The organism is Pseudomonas fluorescens (assembly GCF_001648775.1).
Lineage (GTDB): Bacteria > Pseudomonadota > Gammaproteobacteria > Pseudomonadales > Pseudomonadaceae > Aquipseudomonas > Aquipseudomonas fluorescens_M.
In genome coordinates this window covers 90,645-112,711 of the sequence record NZ_LVEJ01000024.1, presented here as the reverse complement: position 1 = coordinate 112,711, position 22,067 = coordinate 90,645, and the positions used below count along the sequence as shown (strand labels likewise).

At 60.5% G+C, this 22,067-nt stretch carries 22 protein-coding genes, 1 pseudogene and 1 riboswitch; of the genes and pseudogenes, 7 read left to right on the top strand and 16 right to left on the bottom strand.

Translation table 11 applies throughout. The features are described from left to right. Positions 1-515: 515 nt before the first annotated feature. Both A8O26_RS22230 and A8O26_RS22225 read right to left on the bottom strand, forming a co-directional pair. On the bottom strand, positions 516-1,688 hold the full coding sequence (locus A8O26_RS22230; RefSeq protein ID WP_064119883.1) for a cystathionine gamma-synthase: 1,173 nt from the start codon (positions 1,686-1,688) through the stop codon (positions 516-518). After that, the gene (locus tag A8O26_RS22225) at positions 1,685-3,061 is read right to left on the bottom strand and encodes a pyridoxal-phosphate dependent enzyme (RefSeq protein WP_064119882.1); all 1,377 of its coding nucleotides are present in this window, start codon (positions 3,059-3,061) and stop codon (positions 1,685-1,687) included. The genes A8O26_RS22230 and A8O26_RS22225 overlap by 4 nt, the downstream gene beginning before the upstream one ends. A 359-nt stretch (positions 3,062-3,420) precedes the next feature. Here A8O26_RS22225 and A8O26_RS29540 point away from each other — a divergent pair, with 359 nt between their 5' ends. After that, positions 3,421-3,972 (top strand): GNAT family N-acetyltransferase, encoded by a 552-nt coding sequence (locus A8O26_RS29540; protein ID WP_172828193.1) that lies wholly within the window; start codon positions 3,421-3,423, stop codon positions 3,970-3,972. Here A8O26_RS29540 and A8O26_RS22215 read toward each other — a convergent pair. From A8O26_RS22215 to phnD, 11 genes are all read right to left on the bottom strand, one after another. Continuing rightward, positions 3,911-4,675 (bottom strand): ABC transporter ATP-binding protein, encoded by a 765-nt coding sequence (locus A8O26_RS22215; protein ID WP_064119880.1) that lies wholly within the window; start codon positions 4,673-4,675, stop codon positions 3,911-3,913. The genes A8O26_RS29540 and A8O26_RS22215 overlap by 62 nt on opposite strands. Then, complete coding sequence (locus tag A8O26_RS22210) at positions 4,672-5,676, bottom strand: FecCD family ABC transporter permease (RefSeq protein WP_172828195.1); 1,005 nt, start codon at positions 5,674-5,676, stop codon at positions 4,672-4,674. Before A8O26_RS22210 ends, A8O26_RS22215 begins: the two co-directional genes overlap by 4 nt. Before the next feature lie 8 nt (positions 5,677-5,684). Next, positions 5,685-6,698: an ABC transporter substrate-binding protein gene (locus tag A8O26_RS22205; protein ID WP_064119878.1), complete on the bottom strand. Its 1,014-nt coding sequence runs from the start codon at positions 6,696-6,698 to the stop codon at positions 5,685-5,687. A 144-nt stretch (positions 6,699-6,842) separates the two neighbouring features. After that, positions 6,843-7,036, bottom strand: a riboswitch (cobalamin riboswitch). A 42-nt stretch (positions 7,037-7,078) separates the two neighbouring features. Continuing rightward, positions 7,079-8,014, bottom strand: a complete 936-nt coding sequence (locus A8O26_RS22200; RefSeq protein WP_064119877.1) for a Ppx/GppA family phosphatase — start codon at positions 8,012-8,014, stop codon at positions 7,079-7,081. A 282-nt stretch (positions 8,015-8,296) separates the two neighbouring features. Continuing rightward, a complete protein-coding gene (gene phnX / locus A8O26_RS22195) occupies positions 8,297-9,124 on the bottom strand; it encodes a phosphonoacetaldehyde hydrolase (RefSeq protein WP_064119876.1) in 828 nt (275 codons plus the stop codon). Positions 9,125-9,202: 78 nt separating this feature from the next. After that, positions 9,203-10,072 carry a LysR substrate-binding domain-containing protein gene (locus A8O26_RS22190; protein ID WP_064119875.1) on the bottom strand — a complete coding sequence of 290 codons (870 nt, stop codon included), beginning with the start codon at positions 10,070-10,072 and terminating at the stop codon, positions 9,203-9,205. 10 nt (positions 10,073-10,082) lie between these two features. Further along, entirely contained in the window at positions 10,083-11,378 is a 1,296-nt protein-coding gene (locus tag A8O26_RS22185; RefSeq protein ID WP_064119874.1) for an MFS transporter, read from the bottom strand. Positions 11,379-11,507: 129 nt separating this feature from the next. Beyond that, positions 11,508-12,599 (bottom strand): iron-containing alcohol dehydrogenase PsrA, encoded by a 1,092-nt coding sequence (gene psrA, locus A8O26_RS22180; RefSeq protein ID WP_064119873.1) that lies wholly within the window; start codon positions 12,597-12,599, stop codon positions 11,508-11,510. Positions 12,600-12,709: 110 nt separating this feature from the next. Then, positions 12,710-13,528, bottom strand: a complete 819-nt coding sequence (gene phnE, locus A8O26_RS22175; protein WP_064119872.1) for a phosphonate ABC transporter, permease protein PhnE — start codon at positions 13,526-13,528, stop codon at positions 12,710-12,712. Positions 13,529-13,530: 2 nt separating this feature from the next. Beyond that, the gene (gene phnC, locus A8O26_RS22170) at positions 13,531-14,322 is read right to left on the bottom strand and encodes a phosphonate ABC transporter ATP-binding protein (RefSeq protein ID WP_064119871.1); all 792 of its coding nucleotides are present in this window, start codon (positions 14,320-14,322) and stop codon (positions 13,531-13,533) included. Further along, positions 14,319-15,185, bottom strand: a complete 867-nt coding sequence (phnD, locus tag A8O26_RS22165; RefSeq protein ID WP_081265240.1) for a phosphonate ABC transporter substrate-binding protein — start codon at positions 15,183-15,185, stop codon at positions 14,319-14,321. Before phnD ends, phnC begins: the two co-directional genes overlap by 4 nt. A 109-nt stretch (positions 15,186-15,294) precedes the next feature. Here phnD and A8O26_RS22160 point away from each other — a divergent pair, with 109 nt between their 5' ends. The 4 genes and pseudogenes from A8O26_RS22160 to A8O26_RS30345 all read left to right on the top strand — a co-directional run. Continuing rightward, on the top strand, positions 15,295-16,152 hold the full coding sequence (locus A8O26_RS22160) for a LysR substrate-binding domain-containing protein (protein ID WP_064119870.1): 858 nt from the start codon (positions 15,295-15,297) through the stop codon (positions 16,150-16,152). 64 nt (positions 16,153-16,216) lie between these two features. After that, positions 16,217-16,444: a ParD-like family protein gene (locus tag A8O26_RS22155; protein ID WP_007918027.1), complete on the top strand. Its 228-nt coding sequence runs from the start codon at positions 16,217-16,219 to the stop codon at positions 16,442-16,444. After that, a complete protein-coding gene (map, locus tag A8O26_RS22150; RefSeq protein WP_064119869.1) occupies positions 16,441-17,232 on the top strand; it encodes a type I methionyl aminopeptidase in 792 nt (263 codons plus the stop codon). Before A8O26_RS22155 ends, map begins: the two co-directional genes overlap by 4 nt. A 15-nt stretch (positions 17,233-17,247) precedes the next feature. Beyond that, positions 17,248-17,340, top strand: a pseudogene (locus A8O26_RS30345) (metal ABC transporter ATP-binding protein); the annotation flags it as partial. Positions 17,341-17,439: 99 nt separating this feature from the next. Here the strand turns inward: A8O26_RS30345 and A8O26_RS22145 are convergent. Together A8O26_RS22145 and A8O26_RS22140 are read right to left on the bottom strand one after the other, a co-directional pair. Then, positions 17,440-18,333, bottom strand: a complete 894-nt coding sequence (locus A8O26_RS22145; RefSeq protein ID WP_064119868.1) for an alpha/beta hydrolase family protein — start codon at positions 18,331-18,333, stop codon at positions 17,440-17,442. A 31-nt stretch (positions 18,334-18,364) separates the two neighbouring features. After that, on the bottom strand, positions 18,365-19,162 hold the full coding sequence (locus tag A8O26_RS22140) for a crotonase/enoyl-CoA hydratase family protein (protein WP_064119867.1): 798 nt from the start codon (positions 19,160-19,162) through the stop codon (positions 18,365-18,367). Positions 19,163-19,311: 149 nt separating this feature from the next. Between A8O26_RS22140 and A8O26_RS22135 the strand changes: the two genes are divergently transcribed. Together A8O26_RS22135 and A8O26_RS22130 are read left to right on the top strand one after the other, a co-directional pair. After that, positions 19,312-19,887, top strand: a complete 576-nt coding sequence (locus A8O26_RS22135) for a TetR/AcrR family transcriptional regulator (RefSeq protein WP_038368069.1) — start codon at positions 19,312-19,314, stop codon at positions 19,885-19,887. 84 nt (positions 19,888-19,971) lie between these two features. Continuing rightward, entirely contained in the window at positions 19,972-20,697 is a 726-nt protein-coding gene (locus A8O26_RS22130) for a transporter substrate-binding domain-containing protein (protein WP_064119866.1), read from the top strand. Positions 20,698-20,900: 203 nt separating this feature from the next. Here the strand turns inward: A8O26_RS22130 and A8O26_RS22125 are convergent, their stop codons facing one another. Continuing rightward, a complete protein-coding gene (locus tag A8O26_RS22125; protein ID WP_064119865.1) occupies positions 20,901-22,055 on the bottom strand; it encodes an ABC transporter ATP-binding protein in 1,155 nt (384 codons plus the stop codon). Positions 22,056-22,067: the final 12 nt, after the last annotated feature.

Genomic DNA, 22,067 nt, shown 5'->3' with positions numbered 1-22,067 from the left:
ATCGTTCGCCGCGTGTTCGCGGGCGTTACGATTGATTTGGCTCGGGTTAACCTGGTTGGCGAAAGGCACGGGCACACCATCCGGCGCGCGGGTGTCGACAGAAACATGATCGAACTGATTGAGTATAGATCGCGATTGCGAAGCGGTAGGGCGGGGGGATCGACGGGCGTTAGGCGCTTCTCTTCCTGCCCGATTCGGGCAAAGCTCAAATCAGTCTAAAAACACTGATTCGCGCTGACCAGCCTTTGCTAGGCTCAAAGATGTAGGCGAAGACGCAGACTGATGCGCAATCGGATAGCAAGGGGGCGTGGGGCGCGCTCCGAAAGGTACACGGTTAGAAAGATCTCCGCGCTGAGATCCAGCCCTTATGCCGTGTGAAGCAGCCGAGGCCGTACCTTTTCAATTTGGCCCGGTACTGTGGGAAGCCCGATAAACCTTGTAAGCCAGAGACCAGCACTGGCCGCCTACTCGAACACCAAAGCCCGCTTCGTGCGGGCTTTGTCGTTCTTGCCAGGTCAGATCGATTGCAACGCCTGCGCCAGATCGGCGCGCAGGTCTTCGACGTCCTCGACGCCCACCGACAGACGCACCAGACCATCGCCGATCCCCAGTTTTGCGCGGGTTTCAGCAGGAATGGTCGCATGGGTCATGATCGCCGGATGCTCGATCAGGCTCTCCACGCCGCCCAGACTTTCCGCCAGTGCGAAGATCTTCACGTTTTCGAGAAAACGCCGCGCGCCATCCAGATCACTGTTCAGATCGACGGAAATCATCCCGCCGAAACCACGCATCTGGCGCTTGGCCAACTCATGCTGCGGGTGCGACTCAAGGCCCGGATAGTAGACGCGTTTGACCTGCGGCTGCTGTTCCAGCCACTGCGCCAGATCCAGTGCGTTGCTGCAATGACGTTCCATGCGCAGCGCCAGAGTCTTCACCCCGCGCAGAGTCAGGAACGCATCGAACGGCCCGGCAATCGCACCGACTGCGTTCTGCAAGAAGCCCAGCTTCTCGGCCAGTTCTTGGTTCTGGCCGACCACGGCGATACCGCCGATCACATCGGAGTGGCCGTTCAGGTACTTGGTGGTCGAGTGCAGCACGATGTCGAAACCCAACTCCAGCGGCCGTTGGATATACGGGCTGGCAAAAGTGTTGTCGGCCACGCTGATGATCCCGCGAGCGCGGCAGATACGGGCGATAGCGGCGAGGTCCGACAGGCTCAGCAGCGGGTTGGTCGGTGACTCGACAATCACCAGTCGTGTGTCGTCCTGCAGCGCCGCTTCGAACGCCGCCAGGTCAGTCAGATCGACGTAGCTGAAACGGTGTCCGGCACTGCGCTGACGAACCTTGTCGAACAGGCGGAACGTGCCGCCGTACAAGTCATTGCCGGAGATCACGTGCGAACCGGCATCGATCAGTTCGAGCACCGTGGAAATCGTCGCCAGCCCGGAGGCGAATGCGAACGCCTGGGTGCCGCCTTCAAGGTCCGCCACGCAACGCTCCAAGGCAAAACGCGTCGGGTTGTGCGAGCGCCCGTAGTCAAAACCCTTGTGCACGCCGGGGCTGTCTTGCAGGTAGGTAGAGTTGGCGTAGATCGGCGGCATCAACGCGCCGGTTGTCGGGTCCGGCGTCTGCCCGGCGTGGATCACCCGGGTCGCGAAGCCTTGGGATTTATCGTCGTGCTGACTCATGCGAGGGATCTCCGTAATTGGTTGAGCATGTCGGTGCGGGTGATCAGGCCATGGAAGCCCGACGTGTCGGCAATGATGGCGACGAGGCCACGGCTGAGCACCGCTTCCAGCTCGGAAAGAGTGGCGCCGGGGGCGAGGGTTTGCAGTTTGTCGGTCATCACGCTGGAGACCGATTGACTGAAGCGCGCGGCGTCTTCGTGCACCGGCAGCAGGATGTCCGATTCGTCGATTACACCGACCAGTTGCTTGCCTTCCACCAGCACCGGCAACTGCGAAACATCCGCCAGGCGCATGCGCTGGAACGCGGTCAGCAGGGTATCGTCAGGGCCGACGCTGATCACGCGGCCGTCTTCGAAGCGGCGGGCGATCAGGTCGCGCAGATCACCGTAACCCTTACGCTGCAACAGGCCTTGATCGGTCATCCATTGGTCGTTGTAGACCTTCGACAAGTAGCGCGTGCCGGTGTCGCAAACGAAGCTGACCACGCGTTTTGGCTCGGTCTGTTCGCGGCAATAGCGCAGCGCCGCAGCCAGCAGAGTACCGGTCGACGAGCCGCCGAGAATACCTTCGGCCTTGAGCAACTGGCGGGCGTGGTCGAAGCTTTCTTCATCGCTGATCGAGTAGGCGTGGCGCACGCTGGAGAGGTCGGTGATCGACGGAATGAAGTCCTCGCCGATGCCTTCCACCGCCCATGAACCGGGCGTCGGCATCGTACCGTCGCGGCTGTATTGCGCCATCACCGAACCGACCGGGTCGGCCAAGACCATTTCCAGATCCGGCTGCACGCGTTTGAAGAAACGGCTCAAGCCCGTCAGCGTACCGGCCGAACCGACACCGACGACGATGGCGTCCAGATCATGTTCGGTCTGCGCCCAGATTTCCGGCGCGGTGCTGCATTCGTGGGCCAGCGGGTTGGCCGGGTTGTTGAACTGGTCGGCGAAGAATGCGCCGGGAATGTCTTTCGCCAAACGGGCGGCGACGTCCTGGTAATACTCGGGATGGCCCTTGCCAACATCGGAACGAGTGATGTGCACCTCGGCGCCCATGGCCTTCAAGTGCAGGACTTTCTCGGTGGACATTTTGTCTGGGACGACCAGCACCACGCGATAACCTTTGGCGCGGCCAACCAGTGCCAGGCCCAGACCGGTGTTACCGGCGGTGGCTTCGACGATGGTGCCACCGGGTTGCAGGCGACCATCACGTTCGGCGGCGTCGATCATCGCCAGACCGATGCGGTCCTTGATCGAACCGCCGGGGTTCTGCGATTCGAGTTTGAGAAACAGCGTGCACGGCCCGGTATCAAAACGGGTGACTTGCACAAGCGGAGTATTGCCGATCAGCCCAAGTACGGCAGGGCGTGATTCCTTTGACATTTCTTCACCTCTTGGTGGTGTTGATCGCGTTCCAATCGCGGGGAAAAGACTCGCGTGCAACATAGGCTCAGACATCCTCTGTCGCAACCATTAGTCCGTGGTAAATACAGCCAATTCGATCTAACGATAGAACGAAATCAGAGGGCTGCAGGGCACGATTTACCTGCGTTTATATAGACGCGTCATTGAGTATTCAAAGGGCGTCGTCACTGGCATCAATCGCTTGATCTGTGAAGAAAATTCCTGCTCTGAAAATAGATCGCTGTCGTTTGCATGACATTCAGGTTCGGGAGTTTTCATGGCATCGCCGGGTGGCAGTTGCTACTGTGGCCAACCGCTTTTCAGGTGTTTCCCGCTGCATGAATCATCAACTGACTATTCAGGCGGTGTCTGACGCAGACATTCCTGAAGTGCTGAATTTTGTTCTGGCGGCCCGCGCCGAGCTTTTCCCCAAGCTGAGCGCGACCGGCATGCCCGACGATCTGGCGCGTTTTGCCGAGGTTTATCTGCGAGGGGAAGGGCGCTTTCTGACTGCTCGCCATGAGGGGAAGATCGTAGCCTCGATAGGCTATCTCCCTTACGACCGACGCTTCCCGCACCTTGATTATCCCGAGCGCAAAGTGGTGGAAATCGTCCGTCTGTTTGTCCTGCCATCGCAGCGCCGCTCAGGGTTGGCCGCCGCGCTGTATCGGTCACTCAAAGACTTGGCGGTCGCCGACGGCGTCGAGGTGATCTACCTGCACACCCATCCGTTTTTACCGGGCGCCATCGAGTTCTGGCAGCGGCAGGGTTTCGCGATAATCGATGTCGACGCTGACCCGGTCTGGCAGACGACGCACATGCACAACCTCATGAATGGAATCGAAGAATCTGCGCCCCATCGAACGGGTCCGTCAGGTAATGCGCCCTGACCCCGAAAGTCTCCTGTAAGCGCTGCGGAGTCAGCACGTCCAGTGGCTTGCCCAATGCCACCAGCCGACCTCGTTCGAGCACCGCCAGACGATCGCATTTCAACGCCTGATTAAGGTCATGCAAGGCGATCAGCGTAGTCACCGGCAACGCCTGCACCACGTTGAGGATGGTCAGTTGATGCTGAATGTCGAGATGATTGGCCGGTTCATCCAACAGTAGAATCTGCGGTCGCTGCGCCAGTGCCCGAGCGATGTGTACCCGCTGCCGCTCACCGCCCGACAGGCTGCGCCAGAGCCGCGTGCGCAGGTGCAGAGCGTCAACGTCGATCAACGCCTGCTGCACAATGGCGTCGTCCGCGTGCGACCACGGTTGCAGCGCCGACAACCACGGCGTACGCCCCAGCGCCACCGCATCGAACACGCGAATGCCATCGTCGGTATCAGCCTGTTGTTCAACCACCGCGAGCTGTTGGGCAATGCTCCGTCGGGGCATTTTGCCGAGGCGCTGACCTTCCAGCAGCACCTCGCCAGCGCTCGGTTCACGCAACCCGGCCAGCAGTTTCAGCAGGGTGGATTTTCCCGAACCGTTCGGCCCAACGATGCCCAGGGTTTCGCCACGCCGAACTTCAAGGCTGACACCGTTGAGCAACTCGGCGCCGCGCACCTTGAACGTCAGACCTGAACAACTCAGAACACTGTTCATCGTGCGGACCTGCGGCCAACCAGAATCAACGCGAACACCGGCGCGCCGACCAGCGCGGTAATTACCCCGACCGGAATCACCTGGCCCTTGATCAACGTGCGCGACAACACATCGGCAGCAATCAGAAACACCGCGCCGCCCAACGCACTGGCCGGCAGCAGTCGTGCATGACCAGTGCCAAGCAACAGCCGCGCCGCATGCGGAATCACTAGTCCGACAAAACCGATCGAACCGACAATCGACACCATCACCGCCGTCACCAACGCCGCGCAGCCAATCAGCAGAATCTGCACCCGGCGCACCGGAATGCCGAGGGACGCCGCCGAGTCCGCGCCAAAGGTAAACGCATCCAGCGCGCGCCGATGCCACAGGCACACGACCAGTCCCAGCACGGCAACCGGCACCGCCAGCCACACCGATGGCCAGCGCACGCCGCCGAGATTGCCCAGCAGCCAGAACATGATGCCGCGCGCCTGTTCGGAGCTTGCCGAGCGGGTGATCAAGAACGCCGTCAGCGCATTGAACAGCTGCGAGCCGGCGATCCCCGCGAGAATGATTTGTCCGGTGCCGCTGGCCGAGCCACTGACCCGCGCCAGCACAATCACCAGGACGAACGCCGTGACCGCGCCGGCGAAGGCACCGACTGACAATGACACCAGCCCGGCGCCAACGCCGAGCAACGCGACCATCACCGCGCCGGTCGAGGCGCCGGCGGAAATACCCAGCAGATACGGATCGGCCAACGGATTGCGCAGCAACGACTGCAAAATCACTCCGCAGGTCGCCAATCCGGCACCGCACGCAGCGGCGACCAGTGCGCGGGTCAATCGATAGTTCCAGACGATGCCTTCGTCGATAGGATCGAGCGCGTACCCGGCGCCCCACAATTTATTCGCCAGCACTTGCACGACCACGCCCGGTTCAATCGAGGTTTCACCAATGGCCACACCGGCAACCACTGCTATCAACAATGTCGCCAAGGCCAACAGCGTACGGATCAGGCTGGCCCTCATTTCGACAGGTCATAGCCGTTGATGGCCGTGGCCAATTGCTCGATGCCATCGAACATGCGCAGGCTCGCCTGCATGGCCATGGCGTCGAGAATGATGATGCGGTTGTGCTTCACCGCGTCCATGTTGCGCGTCACCGGGTCGCTGCGCAGGAAGGCGAGCTTCTTTTCATAATCGTCGGCAGGAAAGCGACGACGGTCCATGCGCGCAATGACGAGGAAGGTCGGATTGGCCTTGGCGATGGTTTCCCAGCCGACCGTTGGCCACTCTTCATCGGACTCCACCACGTTACGCACGCCGAGGGTGCTAAGCATGAAATCCGGAACGCCTTTGTGCCCGGCCACGAACGGCTCGATGTCCATCTGTGCGCTGGAGAACCAGACCAGCGCGCTGGCGTCCTTCAATTGTTTGCCTTGGGCGGTGGCAATCGACTGGGCGAGGCTGGCCTTGAGTTGATCATTGAGCTGCTGGCCACGCTCCTGAACATCGAAGATCTGCGCCAGTTGGCTCACGCTCTTGTAAATCGAGTCGATGCGAAACGGTGCGAGCCGCGTGCCGTCGGCGCCGACGAGGTTGTCCTTGGCTTCGCAATCGGAGGGCAGCAGGTAGGTCGGAATCTTCAATTCATGAAATTGCTCACGGGTGCCGACCGCGCCTTGCGGGCCGACCATCCATTCCAGCTCCACGGCGACCAGTTCCGGGCGCTTGCCGATTACCGATTCAAAGCTCGGTTCGTTATCGGCCAGTCGCTCGATCTTGTCGTCCTGGGCTTTGTATTTGGCCAGCACATTGTTGAACCACAACGAGGTGCCGACGACTTTGTCGCTCAGGCCCATGGCGTAGAGCATTTCCGTGCCGGCCTGGCCGATGGTCACCGTGCGCGTCGGGGCGTGCTGGAAGGTCAGGCTGCTGCCGCAGTTTTCGACGGTCAGTGGATAGACAGTCGGGGCCGCCTGCGCCATGGCGCCAAGGCTCAGGCCGGTGATGAGGGTGGCGATGCGGGGCAGCAGCATGGGGCAGTCTCCGAGGGAACCGTACGGGGAGCGGGAGAGTACGGTCTGGAAACACACCATCGAACGCGGTCAGGAAAACAGCGCAAGGCCGGGCAGCCAACGAAGACGCGCACGGCACGATGTCCTTCCCGGACACCCCGCCGGTTAGTAATCACTGTGCCGGCAGGTCTCCTGACTGATGCGTCATCGCCTGGCTCCGGCCTTCCCGGGGTTCACCCAGTGGCAGTCGTGGAGCAGGCTCGGCACCTACAGTTGCGGGGGCAGTTCCGATCAGTGCTGTGCAAGCACCTCGGATTCCCTATTAGTCCCCTTCGGGAACCGGCGGCGGCATGGTAGTCGATCATGCCGCTGAAGGGGAGACGAATCTGTCGCGGCGAGGATTAGTGCTGGCTCATCAAACCGTGCAACACGCCCAGGCGCAGGCCCGGTTCGGACGGCTCCATTTGCGCGATGCCGAACACCTTGAATGCCGCCAGCATCAGCACCAGACCGCCGGGCAGAATGCTCTGGCGATGAGGTTGCAGCCCGGCGAGCTTGAGCTGTTGCACATTGTTCACTTTCAACAGCAGCAGCGACAGGCGCAGCAGCCCGCCATAGGTGATGCCGTCCTGACCGAAGTCGTTGAGGCGATTAGCCTTGAGCACTTTGGCGAGCATGCGCGCAGTGCCGGAAGAGCCGATGGTCTGCTGCCAGCCCTGAGCACGGTAGCGCCGGGCGACTCTTTCAAACTGCAGAATGGCGAAGCGTTCGGCTTCCTGTAGCGCGCCGGCAGACACGTCACCGCCGCGAAAGAACCGCGTGCTCAAGGTGCCGCTGCCGATGGCGATGCTTTCGGTCAGCAACGGTTGCGCGCCCTGGCCGAGGATCAGCTCGGTGGAACCGCCGCCGATGTCGACCACCAGGCGCAGGTCTTCGGCGCTCGGCAAGGCATGGGTCACGCCGGCATAGACCAGACGCGCCTCTTCATGGCCGCAAATGACGTCGATGGGGAAGCCCAGATGCCGTTCGGCACTGGCCAGAAACAGCTGCGCATTGTCCGCCTCGCGCACTGCACTGGTCGCCACCGCACGCACTCGGCCCGCCTCAAAACCGCGCAGCTTCTTGCCGAACCGCGCCAACGCTTGCCAGCCGCGATCCAGCGCCAACGCATCCAGCGCGCCGCCATCAAAACCTTCGGCAAGACGCACCGGTTCGCGCAGGGTTTTCACTTCCTGGATCAGGAAGCCTTTGCGACTGCGCACCGACTGGCCGATCATCAGGCGAAAGGCATTCGAACCCAGGTCGATGGCGGCAAACAGCGAGGCGTCGTCTTTCATGGGAATCCTTGCAAAGCACCCGTCGGGAGGCGCGAGACGGTTTGCGAGGATTCTGCCGTGATCTTGATGACATCCTGATGACGGGGGCGGGGCGGTTGAATGAATTTTCGGCTGTCATGACACTGTCATTATCCGGCGGCTATGCTGAGGCCAATACATCGCGTGTTCTTAAAGTTTTTGCTGCCAGTTTTGGCAGCTTTTTTTTGCCCGCGATTCGAGCGAGGCCGCTGAGCGTTCCCACGCGGAGCGTGTGAACGCTCAGCGCGGGGTGCGGACGATCAATCAGCAGGCTTGTGGAGTTTCGCCGCGCGCCAGGCGCGCATTGATGTCTTCGATCACTTCCGGGAGCTCGGCGATGGTGTCGATCAGGTAATGCGGGCGCGAAGGCGCGAACATCTTGCCGATTCGCGCGCGCTCCTCAGCCAGTCGGTCCGACGGCAACGCCTTGTATTGCTCATAGCTCAGGCCCAGTGCGTTGCCCGAGCAGGTCAACGCCACCGTCCACATGCCGGCGGCGCGCCCTTCGAGAATCCCCGGCCAGGTGTCATCGACCTTGACGCACGCCGCCACGTCATCGATGCCCAAAGCAATCACGTTAGCCAGCGCCTGCGCCGGATGCGGCCGGCCATTGGGGACTTCATCGGTGGCGACGACATGGTCGGCGATGTAGCCATTTTCCCGCGCCAGTTCGACGACCTTGGCCATCACCACCGCCGGATAACCGGAGCACGAACCGATTTTCAAACCCTTGTTGCGCAACGCCGCAATCGTCTCGAGCGCGCCCGGAATCAGCGCCGAATGCAGGGCGATTTTCTCGATCTGCAGCGGCATGAAACGTTCGTAGATCGCCGTCACATCGTCATCGCTCGGGACGCGATCGAACGCCGCACGATAACGCTCGGCAATCTGCGGCAGGTTGCACAGGGTGCGGATGTGATCCCACTTGCCCATGCCCATCGGCCCGCGCGCTTCTTCCAGCGACACCGCGACGCCGAACTCGGCAAAGGCTTCGACGAAAATCTGCGTTGGCGCAAACGAGCCAAAATCGACAACGGTGCCGGCCCAGTCAAGGATCGCGGCTTGCAGGTGAGTTGGTTGCTTGTATTGCATGGTCATTCTCCGTTTTCGAGTAAGCGCGGGCCGTCCCTCGGCAATGAGGTAGGCGGTTTCAAGGTTTGATTTTGCTGATCAGTTAAGCGGTGGATTCGAATCAAACAGTTCGGCAATCACTGGTCGGTTCCTGCGGATGCCAAGGCAGCACAGGTGGTATTCGATAAAGAACGGGTGATCGACAAAGGTGATCGGCGTGGTGCCCGGGGTTTCGGCGTACTCGACCGCTGAGACAAACCCGATGCCGATGCCCTTGACGATGGCGTGAACGATGGCTTCGCGGCTGTTGAGTTGCATGACGCAATCGAGCTCGATATCGAGGCGTTTGCAGCTTTCTTCGACCAGTTGCCGGGTGCGCGCACTTTTCTCGCGCATTACCCATTTCTCGCGGCTGATCTCGCTGACGTGAACCTGCGCCTGACTGGCCCACGGATGGTCATCGCGGACCACGGCGATGATCGGATAACGGTGATACAGCCGCGTATGGAAGCGTTCATCGAATTCCGACAAGGCCAGAATCGCCACATCGATATCGAAGTTGAACAACCGCGCCAGGGTGTCCTTTTCCGACGAGAACGAAGTTTCCAGTTCGATATCCGGGTGGCGCTGCATCAGCTCATAGGTCAGGTTCATGGCAATCGGCGGCGACACCGCGCCGAGGCGCAACATGCCGTTTTTACGTTGTTTGAAACTCTGCAACAGTTGCACCGCTTCATCTTCCTGGCCGAACAGGCCTTGAGTGATTGCGTAGAGCTTGTGCCCGGCTGCGCTCATTTCGATGTAGCGTCCACGGCGATGGAACAGCTCCACCGAGAAGGTTTTCTCCAGCGCATTGACCTGCTCGCTGACGGTCGGCTGACCGACGCTGAGGTACTCCGCTGCGAGAGTGAAACTGCCGGTTTTGGCCACCGCATGAAACGAACGCAACCACTTGTGATACTGGTACATGCAAGCCCCGTCAGCGTCGAATGAACAAGGCCACTGCCGCACTGCACAGGCAGGCGCTGGTGACCACTATGAAGATCAGAGACGTATTTGCCGTGGTGTCAAGCAAACGACCAATCATCGGCTCAGCCAGGCCGGCGAACAGGTAGGACGAAAAGTTCATGATCCCGGTCGCCGTACCGGCGCGTTTGGCGCCGACCAGATCCGGGCACAGCGCCCAGAAACTCGAGGCCGGGCCGTAGACGAAGAAGCCGCAAAGGAACAGCGCGACCAGGCCGATCACACTGTGCGGCGGCAGGCTCCACATCCACAGGCTGGTGGCGGCGCCGAGGAACATATAAAGCATGATCGCCAGATAGCGCTTGGAGCCGAACAACTTGTCCGATACCCAGCCGTTGCTCAATGCGCCAACCGCCATGCCGACGGGGAGGGCGACGGTGATCCATTTCGGATCGATCATGCCGTCACCACTTTTCCAGTCAGCGCCGAGAAAGTGCACCGGCACCCAGACGATCAAGCCGTAGCGCGCCGCATTCTGAAAGCCCAGTGACAGAGCGGCGATCAGCAGGCGCGGATTCTTCAGCACGGCTTTATAGCGTTGCGCCGAGGTCTCGACTTCGCCATGGGCGGCTTCCTGATGTTTGTCGTCAGCGTTGGCCACGCCGGTATCACCGACGGGTTCGAAGCCCAGATCCTGCGGACGTTCGCGGGCCACCAGATAGAAGATGATCCCGCCGGCGAGCATCAACAGCACCGGTAAACGGAAGATCCAGCGCCATTCCAGTTGCAGCACTTCAAGCACGACGATAGAGGTGACGTAGGACAGAATCGACGCGCACCCGGCGGCGAAGGTATAGAACCCGTATACCTTGCCGCGCTCACCCGCCGCCCACCAATTGGCAATCAGCCGCCCACCCGGCGCCCAGCCCAGTGCCTGAAAGTAGCCGTTGACGCCCCACGGCAGGATCAGACTGGTGAAACCGCCGGCAAAACTGGTCACCCAGTTCGCCGCGCAGGACAGCACTGCGCCGAGAGTCATGATGCGCCGGCCACCGAACTTATCGGCGAGGTTGCCGTTGATTGCCTGACCAATCGCGTAGGCCCACAGCATTGCAGCAGACGCCCATCCGAGGGTTTCCTTGCTCAAACCGAACTCGGCCTGAATCCCCGGAATGGCAAAACCGAAGGTCTGCCGACCGGTGTAGAAAAAAAGGTAACAGAACATCGCCGCCAGCAGCATGCGCCACTGCGCGACCCGGAACGAGGCAGAACGGACGGCGAGACCAGGCATTGTTTCGGCACGATTCATGATCTTTTCCTTATTGTTGTCGGTTCCCGCCGGGTGTCGTTGGCGGGTGCACTCTTTTTCGGTGCGGCAGGAAATCACCGCGGCTGCATGCCGCTGGCGGTGCTTGAGTTACTCGGGTTTTATCAGGCGTCAGGCGGCTTGTGAACCAATGAAGTTCTTGCCGCGCGCGCCCTGCATCGCGAGGTGGATGATGGCTTCGGCATCCTTGGCCGAGACGCCGTAATCGGCGAACTCGGTCTTCACCCCGAGGCGGTGGAGGAACTCGCGCAACTGCTGTTGTGCTTTGCCCAGGTCCGCGCCGAACACCCGTTGCAAGGTACGGTCGCGAGTGGCGTCGTGACCCCAGGCCAAACCCAATACCAACGGCAGGGTGAAGGAGCAGGCGATGCCGTGGGGCAAGCCGTGGCGCAGGGTCATCTCGTAGGAAATCGAATGGGCCAGCGCGGTTTTGGTGTTGGAAAACGCCAGCCCGGCCTTGAGTGCGGCCAGTGCCATGCGCGTGCGCAACTCTTGGCTCGACAGATCTTTTTGCAGATGCGGCAGGCATTCGAGAATGTCTTCAATCGCAGAAATGGCGAAAGTGTCGGAGACCGGATTGGCGTTGACGTTCCAGATCGCTTCCAGCGCGTGGGACAACGCATCGAGCCCGGTGGATACGGTGACGCTGGCCGGCACGGTGAGCATCAGTTGCGGGTCGATGATCGCCACGCGCGGCCAGGTGCAATCCAGATGCAGCGAGTATTTCTTCTGGCTGGCGCTGTCCCAGATCGTCGCCCACGGGGTGACTTCGCTGCCGGTGCCGGCGGTGGTCGGCGCGGCGATCAGTTGTTTGCAACGGGCCGGGGTGAACGGTTTGCCGCTCGCCAGCAGCGTCAACAACTCATCGAAATGCCCGGACTCGGTGCCGACGATCAACGCTTTGGCGGTGTCGATGGCGCTGCCGCCACCGACTGCGAGCACCACGTCGCAAGCAGCGGCGTGCTGCCAGAAATGTTCATAAGTGCTGCGCAGGTGAGCGACGTCCGGGTTGGGTTGAACGTCTTCGAACACGTAGACCAGACGCTCACCCAGCAACGCTTGCAGGCGATCGAGCAGCCCCAGCCCACGGGCCTCAGGGAAGGTGACGAGGGCCACGGTTTGCTGGTCGGTAATGGCAACGAGGTCTTGCAGGCTGCCCCAGCCGAAACGGGTATCAACTGGGTTCTGGAAGCGGGCAGTCATGGTGGATCCTTATTGTTGTTGTCGTGTGGCGCCATACTCAGCGCCCATCGACAACGGCTCAAATCGATAATTCGCAGGTTTGAATCGGCTCAGCCGATAGCCGCTCGACGTCAGTGTGCCGAGCCGCTCTGGATCGCCGCGCGCAGGCGACTGGAGAGGGCGTCGGCGACGATCACCATGAAGGTGATGACGATGATGCAGGTCGCGGTTTCCGGGTATTTGAACAACTTCAGGCTGCTCACCAGTTCGAACCCCAAGCCGCCGGCGCCGACCATTCCCAGCACCGTGGCCGAACGCAGATTGACTTCGAAGCGGTACAAAATCACCGCAATCCACGCCGTGATCACCTGCGGCAGAACGCCAAACACGATCACCTGCAACGGTCGTGCACCGGTCGCTTGCAGCGCTTCAATCGGGCCTTGGTCGATCTCTTCGATGCTCTCGGCGAAGAACTTGCCGAGCATGCCCAAGCCATGCAGCGCCAGCGCCAAGACGCCGGGGAACGGGCCGAGGCCAACGGCCGAGACGAAGATCAGCGCGAGGATCAGTTCGTTGATGCTGCGGGTGAAATTCAGCCCCTGACGGGTGATGTGAAACACCCAGCGATTGCGGCTCAGATTGCGCGCGGCGAGAAACGACAGCGGAATCGCCAGCAACACGCCGAGCAGGGTTCCCCAAATGGCGATCTGCAAAGTCTCCACCGCTGGCGCGACCAGACGCGGAAGAATGCTCAGATCCGGCGGGAAGGTGCGCGAGAGAAAGTCACCAATCTGCGGCAATCCCGCCGCCAGTTCACCGAGACTGAGTTGCGCACCTTGCGCGCTCCAGTTCAGCGTCCACAGCACGATCAGGACGATGCCGGCGGTGGTCAGCCAACCGCGTGTGCCACGGGGCCGCTCGCCGACCCACTGATAGTTTGGCGATTGCATGCTCAGGCCCTCGAGGCGGCGCGGTAGGACAGGGTGGGCGCCGGGACGTCAGCGGAGTGTTCTGCCGATTGCCCGGGATAGATTCGCGCCAGATCGGCGTCGGTCATGCTCGACGCTTTGCCATCGAACACCAGACTGCCGTGAGCGAGGCCGACCACGCGGTCGCCGAACTCGCGGGCATATTCGACTTGATGCAGATTGCACAGCACGGTGATGCCCAATTCGCGGGTGGCATCGCGCAGGTACTGCAACACCAGTCGCGCGGTTTTCGGATCGAGGCTGGCGATCGGTTCATCGGCCAGAATTACCTGCGGTCGTTGCGCCAAGGCGCGGGCGATACCGACGCGCTGCTTCTGTCCGCCAGACAATGAATCGGTGCGCTCACCGGCCTTGTGTGCCAGTTCGACGCGTTCCAGGCATTGCATTGCCAGCGCCACATCGTCACGGCGAAACAGTTGCAGAATCGAGGCGAGGGTGCCGACGGAACCGAGACGCCCGGTCAGCACATTCTTCAACACGCTCAGGCGCGGCACGACGTTGTGGTGCTGAAAAATCATCGCCACTTCACGGCGTAAAACGCTGGTGTCAGGGCAGGCGAGGGCATCGATACCAGCCACGGTCAATGTGCCGCTGTCGGCCTGTGCCAGGCGATTGATGCAGCGCAGCAAGGTCGATTTGCCGGCGCCGGACTGACCGAGCACCACGACGAATTCGCCCGCAGCGACGTCAAGGTCGATGCCGCGCAATACCGGATTGCTGCCGTAGTGTTTGGTCAGTTGGCGGATGCTGATCATTTCATGCTCCGCAAATCGAGATCGAGCACCTTGGCGGTTTCGCGCACCACGTCATACGACGCGTCGGTGGTCGGCTGGAAGCCATTTAGCACGCCCTGATCACCCCACGGCACGTCCTTGATCGAAGCCAGTGCGGCGGCGATTTTCTTCTTCAACTCCGGGTCGAGTGCCTTGCGCCAGACCATCGGCGATTCGGGGATCGGCTTGGAACTCCAGACGATTTCGAAGTCATCCTGCTTCACCACACCCTTGGCCACAGCGCTGGCGAAGATGCGGTCAGCCACGGCGGCGGCGTCTACTTTCTTGTTCTCCACCGCGAGGATGCTGGCGTCGTGGGAGCCAGAGAAAATCACGCGTTTGAACAAAGTGTCCGGCACAAACCCGGCCTGCTCCAGTCCTGCTTTCGGGAACAGATGACCGGACGCCGAGCTTGGGTCAACGAATGCGAATGTATGACCCTTGAGGTCGGCCAGCGAGTGAATGCCGCTGTCCTTGCGTGCCAGAATCACGCTTTTGTAAGCGCTCTGGCCGGTCTTCTTGGTCACCGCCACGGAGAACGCTTCGACGTCCGCCACCGAGGTCGCTAGCACGTAAGAGAACGGCCCGAGGTAGGCGACGTCGAGTTTGCCCGAGCGCAGCGCTTCGATGATGCCGTTGTAATCGGTGGCCACGAACGGCACCACTGGCATGCCGATTTTGGCTTGCAGATCGTCGAGCACTTGTTTGCTCGATTCGATCATCGCCTGGGAGTCTTCGGAGGGGATCAGGCCAATGGTCAGTTTGTCTTTGGCCCAGACCTGGCTGGCGCCCAAGGCAATAACGGTGAGGCTGGCGACACGCAGAAACTGTTTGATTGTTTTCATGGCATTCCACGGTGTGGTTGGGAGTTGCCACAGGCTAGGTCTGTCACGTGACAGTCATTCAATCAATTCAATATGCGAAACCGTAGCTAACTATTGATGGAGTCTATGGATGTCGAGCGCCAAACTACGGGCCTTTCTCGCTGTCGCCCGCCACGGCAGTTTCAGTGCCGGGGCGCGGGCGTCGGGATTGAGCCAACCGACCCTGACCACTCAGGTGCAGGCCTTGGAACGTCAGCACAATGTTGAGCTGTTCCATCGCCGTGGGCGGCGCATCGAGTTGTCGGATGTGGGACGGCAATTGCTGCCGATCGCGCAACGGATTGCCTTGTTGGAGTTGGAGGCGCACAACTTGCTGCGCGATTCCGGGCGGCTCGACAGCGGCCAGCTCAAGGTCGGTGCGGTGGGGCCGTTTCATGTGATCGAGATGGTCGACAGTTATCTGCAACAGCATCCGAATATCGATGTGTCGATTCGTGTGGGTAACTCGGCGCAGGTGTTGTCGGATCTGGAAAACTATGTGACCGATATCGCGGTGTTGGCCGGGCGTCAGGATGATCCGGCGTTGTGTTCGGTGCGTTATGCGCGGCACGCGATCATCTTGTTTGCCCATCATGAGCATCCGCTGGCCAATCGTGGCAGCGTGCGCCTGGAAGAACTGGAAGGGCAGCGGCTGCTGCAACGCGAACCCGGCTCGACCACGCGGCTGGTGCTGGAACAGGCGCTGAATGCGGCGCAGGTGAAACCGCGTATCGCCATGGAAATCGGCAGTCGAGAGGCGTTGCGGGAAGCGGTGGTGCGCGGGTTGGGATTGGGTGTGGTGTCGGAAGCGGAGTTCATTGCCGATCCAAAAATCCGCACGATCAGAATCGATGGCGAAGAACTCTTTACCGAGACTTATCTGTACTGCCTGGCCGAACGGCGTTCCAGTCGGCTTATCTCATCGTTTTTCGATGCGGCGCTGAGTTGATTTGCAATTTCGCTTAAGGCTTGGCTAATATACGTTCCATATACACATCGTATCGGATTCATATATGGGCATCGTAAAGATTTCAGAGGACATGCACGAGAATCTGCGTATCTCCAGCAACGCGCTCAGCCGCTCGATAAACGCGCAGGCCGAGCACTGGATGCGCATCGGCATGCTCGCCGAACTGCACCCCAACCTCGACCACAGCGCCATTTGCCGCTTGCTGATCCGCGCCGAACAGAACGGCGGGCTGGATCTGCAACAACTGACTCAGGAAGCCGTCAGCGCATGAGAAACCAGATCAAGATCAACACCCCGGCCGACATCGCCCAATCGCGCGCTGCCGGCAAACTCGCCGCTGAAGTGCTGGCGATGCTGGTGCCGCACGTTAAGGCGGGCGTCACCACTGATCAGCTCGATCAACTGTGCAACGACTACATCGTCAACGTGCAGAAAGCCGTGCCGGCCAACGTCGGCTATCACGGCTTTCCGAAAACCGTCTGCGCCTCGGTCAATGACGTGGTGTGTCACGGGATCCCGTCGGGCACGCCGCTGAAGGATGGCGATATCGTCAATCTCGATATCGCGGTGATCAAGGACGGCTGGTTCGGCGACACCAGCCGCATGTACGTGGTCGGTGAGGCAACACCCGAGGCGCAGCATCTGATCAAGACTACCTATGACGCCATGTGCGCGGGGATTCGCGTGGTCAAGCCGGGCGCCACCTTGGGCGATATCGGCCACGCGATCCAGACGTTGGCGGAAAAGGAAGGCTTCAGCGTCGTGCGCGAGTATTGCGGACACGGGATCGGCAAGGTTTATCACGATGAGCCGCAGATTCTGCATTACGGCTTTCCCAATCAGGGCATGAAGCTCAAGGCCGGGATGATTTTTACCGTGGAGCCGATGCTTAATGCCGGTAAGCGTCATGTGAAGAACATGCCCGATGGCTGGACGGTGCTGACCAAGGATGGCTCGTTGTCGGCGCAGTGGGAGCATATGGTGGCGGTGACGGAGACGGGCTTCGAAATCCTCACGGCGTGGCCGGACGAAATCGAAGGCTATTCCCCGATCACCTAAACACCATAACCCTCTGTGGGAGCGAGCTTGCTCGCGAAGAGGCCGTGTCAGTCAACCTCAACGTTGAATGACACACCGCATTCGCGAGCAGGCTCGCTCCCACAGTTGGAATGCACTCCTGTAGGAGCTGTCGAGTGAAGCGAGGCTGCGATCTTTTGATCTTGTTTTGAAGCAAGATCAAAAGATCGCAGCCTGCAGCAGCTCAGGTTATGGGGTGCGTGCAGGGGCGCTTTGCAGCCAATCAAGCACCTCATCCCACAACGGCTGTGCGCTTTCGCGGAAGTAACCCATGTGCCCGTACGGTTTGCTGCCCAGTGGCGGCTGCAGATCCAGCAATGTCAGCGGTGCATTCACCATGGCTTTGACAAACGCATCGCGCGAACGCGGCGGCGCCCACGGATCATCGACCGACGTGGCGAAAACGCATGGCGTTGTGACCTCGCCGTAGAGCGCTTGCAGATGGCTCATCTCGGGGTCGTCGAAGTAGTAGTGGGGTAATTTGCACCAGCGTTTCCAGTCGTTATAAACGCCCAGCGGCAAATCATCGCCCATGCCCAGCATGCTCCAGGCCATGTAGCCTTTGCGGGCGACAATCACCGGCAGCACAAACGTCCACATCAGACGGATTTTCCAGGCCTCGGCTCTGGACATCCAGCCGCTCCATCCCGCACCACTGCCCAAGGTGTAGCAAGCCGTCAGGGCGTGGTGATTGGGCAACAGACCAATCGCGTGACCACCAAACGAATGGCCGACCCAATACAACGGCAACGCTTCCTGGCTTAGCAGATCCACTGCCGCCGCCAGATCCTGATAAGCCCAATCCAGATAAGACATCTCAAAGCCTTTGAGGGAAGCCGGTTTCGACTCACCGATGCCCCGGTAATCGAGGGTCAGCACGTGAAAGCCCTGGCGCGCCGCGTGCTCGGCAAAACGCCGATAAAAGCGCTGTTGCACCCCGGTGGCGCCGGCCATGATCAGGTTGCCTTTGACCGCGCCCGCCGCGCTGTAGCGCTTGGCTGACAACGGATAACCATCGCGGGCAATGAGGGCGATGTCCTGTCTCTGGATCGATTCGGCAAAGGCTGCGGCCATGGTGTTCATGAAATTGTTCCGAGTGAGTTGAGCAAAGCCTTCAGCGGCCTTTGAACTGCGGTTCGCGCTTCTGCATCATCGCCATGACGCCCTCGCGGACATCCTCGGTTTTGATCAGGGCCAGCAGTTGTTCATCAAGCTTCGACAATGCCGCATCGTCTCCCTGGTCCTGCGCCAGAAACGCCGATTGCAATGTCGCCTGAATCGCCAGCGGTGCAGCTTTGGCGATGCGCTCGGCGTACTCGATGGCGCGAGGCAGTGTCTGACCGGGCTCGACTACTTCGGTCAGCAGGCGCATGTGCAGGGCGGCAGTGGCATTGAACTCTTCACCGGTGAGCATGTAGCGCATGGCGGCGGTCCAGCCCGCTGCACGGGTGAAGCGCACGGTGGAACCGCCGGCGGGTGAGATTCCGCGCAGCACTTCCAGATGAGCGAAACGGGCATTGGTGGCGGCAATGCTGATGTCGGCGTTGAGCATCAATTCGATGCCTGCCGTCCAGCAAATGCCTTCAATGGCAACCACCACCGGTTTACGCCTGCGTGGTTTGGAAACGCCCCATGGGTCGATGCCTTCTTCAGGATACTTGAAGGCGCCTGACACCAGTTTTGGCGTCAGTTCCATCAAGTCCAGACCCGCAGTGAAGTGCTCGCCATGGGCGAACAGCACGGCGCAGCGCAGTTCGTCATTGCGCTCATACTCGCCGATGGCCAATGCCAGGTCCGTCAGCATTGCACTGTCGAATGCGTTGCGTTTGCCGGCGCGATCCAGACCGATCAAAAACAACTGACCGCGTTGTTCGCGGGTGACTCGGCCGGGGCCACTGTTGGCTTCGTTCATCTCTGCTCTCCCTGATTTTTTGTCGGCGGCCAGTTACTGACCATCCGTTCGGTAAATAGAAACTAAACGAACAGTTGGTAACCGTCAAATTGAGAAGGGCAGGCTTATGTCATAGAATCACCGCCAGTTATCCGGATCAGGAAATACTCGTGCGACCGTTGAAAATCCCCCGTGAAGAGCTGCTTCTGCGGTGCGCCAATACCTTCAAGCGCCTTGGCTATCATGGCACCACCATGGACGTGCTTGCGTCCGCTTGCGGCTTTACCAAGGCTTCGTTCTATCACCACTATCCGAACAAGGAGGCCTTGCTGCGTGACGTGCTCGACTGGACGCATCAGGTCATCAACCAGACCCTGTTTGCCGTGGCCTTCGACGAAAAACTCACGCCACAAGAACGCCTGAGCAAAATGGGCCGCAAGGCGGCGCGGCTGTTTCAGGATGACTCGATTGGTTGCCTGATGGGCGTGGTGGCGGTCGATGCGGCGTACGGTAAAAGTGAATTGCTGGAGCCGATTCGCGGCTTTTTCGATGCATGGGCCAAGGCGTTTGCGCATTTGCTGGAAGGCGAGGTCGATGAGGGACAAGCCTTGCTGACCGCTCGACAATGGGTGGCGGATTACGAGGGGGCGATTCTGCTGGCGCGGGTCTATGGTGACGCGGCTTACATCGATGCGGTGACGCGTCGGGCGCTAGAACACTTGAGTGCCTGTCAGGCACCGACATAAGGCTTACCCGCTGGATGTTGTGTCCTCGACAGTTGTCAGTCACGACACACACACTGATTTCTTATCCAATCAGGGAGCAACACCATGAGTGCAATCACCCCGGCCGTGATGGCCGATCTCGCGCCCGACGGCGTGCTGCATGCCGCGATCAACTTCGGTAACCCGGTGCTGGCGCAGCGCAGGGCGGATGGTGCGCCGCAAGGTGTTTCGGTGGCTTTGGCGATCGCGCTGGCTGCCGAACTGGGTGTCGAATTGGAGATGCGCACGTATGATGCGGCGGGCAAGGTTTTCGCGGCGCTGGAGGAGGGCGTGTGGAACCTGGCATTCCTCGCCATCGAGCCGGTACGTGAGGCGCAGATTGCGTTCAGCGAGCCGTACGTGATCATTGAAGGGACTTATCTGGTCGAGGCGCAGGCCCCGTATCGCAACGTCGAGGACCTCGATCAGCCAGGATTGCGACTGGCCGTTGGCAAAGGCGCAGCCTACGACCTGTTCCTCAGTCGCACGCTGCAGCACGCACAATTGGAGCGTGCCGAAACCTCGGCGGGTGCCGTTGACCTGTTTATCGAGCAACACCTGGATGCCGCCGCCGGTGTCCGTCAGCCATTGCAGAAAGTCGCGGATGCCGACGCGCGTTACCGCGTGCTGGACGGCGCGTTCACGGCGATTCGCCAGGCCATGGCGGTGCCCCGTGGGCGAGAGGCAGGCGCGGAGTATGTGCGAGCGTTTGTCGAGCGCAAGAAGGCTGAGGGGGTTGTCGCTGCAGCGCTGGCCGAGAGTGGGCAGGGCGATGTGACGGTCGCGCCTTGAGACCAAAAAAAGAGCCACCGCAGCCCGACGCCGGGGTGGCCCTGAGGGGGACATTCTTGAAATGACGGCAGACCCTGTGGGAGCGAGCTTGCTCGCGAATGCGGTGTGTCATTCAACATTGCTGGTGACTGACACGGCCCCTTCGCGAGCAAGCTCGCTCCCACATTCGGAATGCATTCCTGTAGGAGCTGCCGCAGGGGATTTCAGTGGGAGCCGGCCGCTTTGTTCAGGTCGCTTTCAGTCCATTCGGTATACACACAAGCATCAGCCGTAGCCCAGCGCACTTGAACCGGATCCCCGGCCTGGAGCGGCATGCCCGCCGCCGACAGTGCTTTCACCGTCATCGAAGTCCCGCCCGAAGTGACCACGCTGCACGTCTGGCTCTCACCCAGAAACAACACTTCCACAACCTTCGCTGATACCTCATTCCAGCCCGACGGCAACGGTTCACTGATCGCCTGTGCCACGCTCAACGCCAGTGCCTTTTCCGGCCGCACCATCAGCAAAACATCCTGATCGGTGTGCAACCCAGCGGTCAGGCGAATCGACAATGACTGCCCTTCAAACGCAGCCGCCGCATTGCCTTGCGCCTTGAGTTTGAGGAAGTTCGAGTTGCCGAGGAACGACGCGACAAACGCATTCGGCGGATTCTGATAAAGGTCATAACCGCTACCCAGACCAACAATCTTGCCGTGACTGAAAATCGCGATGCGTTGCGACAAGCGCATGGCTTCTTCCTGGTCGTGGGTCACGTAAACAATGGTGATGCCCAAGCGCCGATGCAGTTGGCGCAATTCATCCTGCAAATCCTCGCGCAGCTTTTTATCCAGTGCACCGAGCGGTTCATCCATCAACAAAATTCGCGGCTCGTAGACCAACGCGCGGGCAATGGCGACACGTTGCTGCTGGCCGCCAGACAGTTGCGAAGGGCGGCGATGGGCGAATTGCTCAAGCTGCACCAGTTTCAACATCGCATCGACGCGCTTTTCACGTTCGGCGGCCGCTAGTTTGCGGATCGCCAAAGGGAAGGCAATGTTGTCGCGCACCGACAAATGCGGGAACAGCGAATAACGCTGGAACACCATGCCGATGTCGCGCTTGTGCGGCGGCACATTGACCAGCGACTGACCGTTGACGAGGATCTCGCCACTGCTCGGCGTTTCAAACCCGGCGAGCATCGACAGCGTGGTACTTTTGCCCGAGCCGCTGGAGCCGAGGAAGGTCAGGAACTCGCCGTCCTTGATGTCGAGCGAGATATTGTCGACGGCGGCAAAGTCGCCGTAGTGCTTGTTCAGATTGCGCAGGCTGACCAGGGGTTTGTCATTCTGCTGGGAAGCGTCTTTGATCACGGCACTCATGTCGTACTCCTG

Excerpts from the sequence above, each read along its gene's own strand:
- A8O26_RS22230 (WP_064119883.1), bottom strand. The coding sequence starts at position 1,688 with ATGAGTCAGCACGACGATAAATCCCAAGGCTTCGCGACCCGGGTGATC.
- A8O26_RS22225 (WP_064119882.1), bottom strand. The coding sequence starts at position 3,061 with ATGTCAAAGGAATCACGCCCTGCCGTACTTGGGCTGATCGGCAATACT.
- A8O26_RS29540 (WP_172828193.1), top strand. The coding sequence starts at position 3,421 with ATGAATCATCAACTGACTATTCAGGCGGTGTCTGACGCAGACATTCCT.
- A8O26_RS22215 (WP_064119880.1), bottom strand. The coding sequence starts at position 4,675 with ATGAACAGTGTTCTGAGTTGTTCAGGTCTGACGTTCAAGGTGCGCGGC.
- A8O26_RS22205 (WP_064119878.1), bottom strand. The coding sequence starts at position 6,698 with ATGCTGCTGCCCCGCATCGCCACCCTCATCACCGGCCTGAGCCTTGGC.
- A8O26_RS22200 (WP_064119877.1), bottom strand. The coding sequence starts at position 8,014 with ATGAAAGACGACGCCTCGCTGTTTGCCGCCATCGACCTGGGTTCGAAT.
- phnX (WP_064119876.1), bottom strand. The coding sequence starts at position 9,124 with ATGCAATACAAGCAACCAACTCACCTGCAAGCCGCGATCCTTGACTGG.
- A8O26_RS22190 (WP_064119875.1), bottom strand. The coding sequence starts at position 10,072 with ATGTACCAGTATCACAAGTGGTTGCGTTCGTTTCATGCGGTGGCCAAA.
- A8O26_RS22185 (WP_064119874.1), bottom strand. The coding sequence starts at position 11,378 with ATGAATCGTGCCGAAACAATGCCTGGTCTCGCCGTCCGTTCTGCCTCG.
- psrA (WP_064119873.1), bottom strand. The coding sequence starts at position 12,599 with ATGACTGCCCGCTTCCAGAACCCAGTTGATACCCGTTTCGGCTGGGGC.
- phnE (WP_064119872.1), bottom strand. The coding sequence starts at position 13,528 with ATGCAATCGCCAAACTATCAGTGGGTCGGCGAGCGGCCCCGTGGCACA.
- phnC (WP_064119871.1), bottom strand. The coding sequence starts at position 14,322 with ATGATCAGCATCCGCCAACTGACCAAACACTACGGCAGCAATCCGGTA.
- phnD (WP_081265240.1), bottom strand. The coding sequence starts at position 15,185 with ATGAAAACAATCAAACAGTTTCTGCGTGTCGCCAGCCTCACCGTTATT.
- A8O26_RS22160 (WP_064119870.1), top strand. The coding sequence starts at position 15,295 with ATGTCGAGCGCCAAACTACGGGCCTTTCTCGCTGTCGCCCGCCACGGC.
- A8O26_RS22155 (WP_007918027.1), top strand. The coding sequence starts at position 16,217 with ATGGGCATCGTAAAGATTTCAGAGGACATGCACGAGAATCTGCGTATC.
- map (WP_064119869.1), top strand. The coding sequence starts at position 16,441 with ATGAGAAACCAGATCAAGATCAACACCCCGGCCGACATCGCCCAATCG.
- A8O26_RS22145 (WP_064119868.1), bottom strand. The coding sequence starts at position 18,333 with ATGAACACCATGGCCGCAGCCTTTGCCGAATCGATCCAGAGACAGGAC.
- A8O26_RS22140 (WP_064119867.1), bottom strand. The coding sequence starts at position 19,162 with ATGAACGAAGCCAACAGTGGCCCCGGCCGAGTCACCCGCGAACAACGC.
- A8O26_RS22130 (WP_064119866.1), top strand. The coding sequence starts at position 19,972 with ATGAGTGCAATCACCCCGGCCGTGATGGCCGATCTCGCGCCCGACGGC.
- A8O26_RS22125 (WP_064119865.1), bottom strand. The coding sequence starts at position 22,055 with ATGAGTGCCGTGATCAAAGACGCTTCCCAGCAGAATGACAAACCCCTG.